Below are 3,760 nucleotides of genomic sequence, written 5' to 3'. Positions count from 1 at the left end.
CCCAAGACCAGGACGTATTCGTAGCCGCCGTTGCTGCTCCACAAGCCGGCGTCCTTGTGCACGAACCAGAATGCACCAGCCATATCAATCACGAGGACAAGGCTGCTGAGGCGGGTGAGAAGCCCCAGGATGAGGAGAACGCCAGTGATCAGTTCACCCCAGCTTGCCAGGGTTGCTGCGATATCAGTGGCGGGAATGTTCATGGCTGCGAAGGAGTCACGGGTACTCCCCCAACCTTTAGTGACGGCGTTTTGCCAGCCGTGCATGACAAAAAGAAAACCAAGGACGAGGCGGAAGATAAAAAGGCCTGCGTCGCGGAAGAAAGGATCCAGTTTCGTTGACATATCAACTACATTAGCAAAAATAGCCAACCACGCATAGATTGCACATTTTCATTATGGGTAGGCAAACTCAATATCGTTAAATAGCTTTCGTTAGACCACCTATAATCGGGCGCATGTCAACAGATACTCAGCCCTCGTCAGACGCTCAGACCCCGTCGGCACGCCCTATTCACTTTGAGCTCAAAGTGCCTGGCGGGAAACTCATTGTTATTGACACCACCGTCGACAACGACACCATCACATCATTACGGCTCTCTGGTGATTTCTTCCTCGAACCCGATGAAGCCTATGACGAAATTGGGCCAGCATTGGTAGGAACAAAAACCTCCGCGTCTACTGAGGCACTTGAATCACGACTTAATTCCGCATTAGCTCATTTCGACAATCTCGATCTCGAGGGATTAACCATCCATGACATTGCCGTCACCGTTAAACGAGCGGTCTCAGGCGGGAAAGATTTCACCGATTACGAGTGGGAAATCCTTCGCCCCGGTGTGCTCCCCACCCCGGTCAACGTCGCCCTTGATGAGCTACTCTTGAACCAGGTCGCCGATGGGCGTCGCGGCCCCACCCTCCGTTTCTGGGAATGGGACGATAAAGCCGTCGTTTTTGGTTCTTACCAATCGTATTCAAATGAATTAAACCAAGAAGGAATCGACAAATACGGAATTACTCCTGTGCGTCGAATCTCCGGTGGCGGCGCCATGTTTATGGAAGGCGGAAACTGCATTACCTATTCGCTCTACGCGCCCATCGACCTCGTCCAGGGCTATTCGTACGTCGCCTCCTACGAATACCTCGACCAGTGGGTATTAGCAGCGCTAGCCAAGCACGGCGTCAACGCCTGGTATGTTCCCATTAACGACATCACCTCCGACGGCGGAAAAATCGGCGGAGCTGCGCAAAAGCGCCGCCGCGGAGCGATCCTGCACCACACCACAATGAGCTACAACATCGACGCAGACAAGATGATGGACGTCCTCCGCATCGGGAAAGTCAAGGTGTCGTCGAAAGGTTTAGCGTCGGCAAATAAGAGAGTTGATCCTTTGCGACGGCAAACCGGTGTCCCCCGCGAGACGATCATCGACACGATGGCTCAGGAGTTCATGACGCGGTATGGCGCGAAACCCGCGTCGCTGACGGACGCGGATATCAAGGAAGCGGAAGAACTGGTCAGCACCAAATTCGGTAATGACGCATGGACGAAGAGGATTCCGTGACGGCTAATCATTCCGGCGAACATGGTGAGCAATCTGCTTCTGGCGCAGCGGATCAACACCTATGATCGCGACCACCGACAACACCAGGCTCAGGACAAAAGCGCAGATAATCCACGTTAATTGCGGCCCGACCGAGGGATCCTTGTCAAACTGCCCGTAGGACGTCCACCCCAAGTACAGACCGAAGAGGAACGTGAAACCGCTGGTCAGGAGAAGCGGATAGAAGGTCTGCTTAATCGCGACTCTCCTATGCAGTGACGACGGGACCCCTATGAAATCGAGCGCGCGGGTGAGCTCTGCTTCTTCGAAAACGGTGGAGGCCTGGTTCAGCATGGTTCCGCTGATTGAGACGAGTAAGCCGACACCATAGGTAATGACGGCTCCGGTCACCGTGTCCCGGTTGATCGTGGGATCGCCCAGGTCTTCCGCCGGATTCCTCGGCATGACTGCCACGTAGCCCAACAGGAGCGCGAGGAAAGTGAGGGCACTCGTCCGCTTCCAGGCGGTGCGTCCGTCGGTCATGACCCGGCGCGTCGCCAAGAAATTGAGCTTGCCGGGAAGAAAGCTGGAGATACGGGCGGTGAGCTGAATGAGCCACGGAACCACGAGGTTGATGGCGAGGATGAAGACGCACAAAATCACGGCGATGATAACAATGGCCCAGCCTAAATTGTTGTAATCAGCCTTGACGTGGTTCTTGATGTGGGACAGAACGGCGCGAGCAATCACCACGAGTGCGACGAAAATGATGAGTCGCCAGAACTTGAGCGCCGTGGGAATGTCCCGCTTCGAGACTCCCAGTGGCGACACCATGACACGCTTGAGACCAACGACTGCAGCGACCGCTGCGAGGACAAGGATGATTGCCCATAACGCCGGGTAGCCCCACCACGGTAGGAGAATTTCCCAGAGACCAATGCGGGTGTTTTGGAAACTAACTAGCGACCACGCGGGTGCCGTCACCACGTAAATCACAGTTCCGAGGACCAACCCGGCGAATGCCAGTGCACTGGTTTCCACCAAGGTCAGCCGTGTGATGTCTCGGTTAGACAGTCCCAGCAACCTGAGTGTTGCTAAGCGCCTCTCGCGGCCGGAAGCCCCTAACACCGCTGACTGCGCCACCAGGGACATCATCGCGGGAACAACAAACACACAGGCGAGGGCCGCAAGGCCAACATATGTTTGCCGTAACTCATCGCTCATTTCATGGAGCGACGCGGCCGAAGGATGGCGATAGCGTTCGTAGAACATCCACGTCCCGCCGGCGAGGGTCATAGCCATCCACGTACTCACGGTGAAGGCAAATACCGCTAACGCCGAGAGCCACTTATTCCCCGTCCCCGCCCGATGGGACGCCTTTTGCAGTTGAACTCCCAGGTGGGAGAGCGTCGACAAGGAAACAGCCATTTAGCTCACCGCCCCGGACAACATGCGATCGTCGTGAATGATGCCATCGCGAATTTCAATCCGACGCTGGCACCAATTCGCGACACTTTGATCGTGAGTCACCATCACCAAGGTCGAGCAAGCCTGCTCGGTGATCGCGATCAGCTGCTGCATAACTTCGTGGCCCGTCGATTGGTCCAGAGCGCCCGTCGGCTCGTCGGCAAAAATAATTGCCGGTTTAGCCGCGATGGCTCGGACGATGGCGACGCGTTGTGCCTGGCCGCCAGACATTTTCCCTGGTCGACGACGAATCAACTTCCCGAGCCCCAGACGCTTCAGCATGTCGGCGGCGTCGGCATACGCTCGCCTACGAGACGTGCCCTGCAAAATCGCCGGGAGAGCCACGTTTTCCTGAGCCGTGAGCTCGGGAAGGAGTTGCCCGTCTTGGAACACAAACCCGAACTCGCGCAGCCGGAGCGCCGACCTTTTCGCATCATTCAGTCGCGAGACGACGGTATCGCCGTACCGGATTTCACCGTCGTCCGGAACAAGCACGCCGGACATGCAATGCAAGAGAGTCGACTTGCCCGACCCCGACGGACCCATAACCGCAACGGATTCACCCTGACCGATCTCCAAGGAGATACCCGTCAACACGGGGGTTGAAGCAAACGATTTCGTGATGTCGTGGACAACCAGCGAGGACCGAGAGGAGCGTCGCTGGCTCTGTTGCATGTTGTGATCTTTCATGGCATCTATTTCACAGTTTGTCCACCGAGTTCACCACAGCTCTAGCGCCCGAATCGTGGT

General features: G+C 56.2%; 4 protein-coding genes. 1 reads left to right on the top strand and 3 read right to left on the bottom strand.

Annotation, left to right across the window (positions count from 1 at the left end; genetic code table 11):
- Positions 1-344: DoxX family protein (locus tag Q3981_RS10160; RefSeq protein WP_303125929.1), on the bottom strand; the 344-nt coding region annotated here is incomplete at its 3' end.
- A 113-nt stretch (positions 345-457) separates the two neighbouring features.
- Between Q3981_RS10160 and Q3981_RS10155 the strand changes: the two genes are divergently transcribed.
- Positions 458-1,564: a biotin/lipoate A/B protein ligase family protein gene (locus Q3981_RS10155; RefSeq protein WP_303125926.1), complete on the top strand. Its 1,107-nt coding sequence runs from the start codon at positions 458-460 to the stop codon at positions 1,562-1,564.
- A gap of 3 nt (positions 1,565-1,567) precedes the next feature.
- On the opposite strand, the gene Q3981_RS10150 is transcribed toward Q3981_RS10155, so the two are convergent.
- Both Q3981_RS10150 and Q3981_RS10145 read right to left on the bottom strand, forming a co-directional pair.
- Positions 1,568-2,971 carry an FtsX-like permease family protein gene (locus tag Q3981_RS10150; RefSeq protein WP_303125924.1) on the bottom strand — a complete coding sequence of 468 codons (1,404 nt, stop codon included), beginning with the start codon at positions 2,969-2,971 and terminating at the stop codon, positions 1,568-1,570.
- Positions 2,972-3,700: an ABC transporter ATP-binding protein gene (locus Q3981_RS10145; RefSeq protein WP_303125921.1), complete on the bottom strand. Its 729-nt coding sequence runs from the start codon at positions 3,698-3,700 to the stop codon at positions 2,972-2,974.
- Positions 3,701-3,760 lie beyond the last annotated feature (60 nt).

The sequence above is a fragment of the Corynebacterium sp. genome (assembly GCF_030530965.1).
Lineage (GTDB): Bacteria > Actinomycetota > Actinomycetes > Mycobacteriales > Mycobacteriaceae > Corynebacterium.
This window is presented reverse-complemented; position numbering and strand designations above follow the sequence as displayed.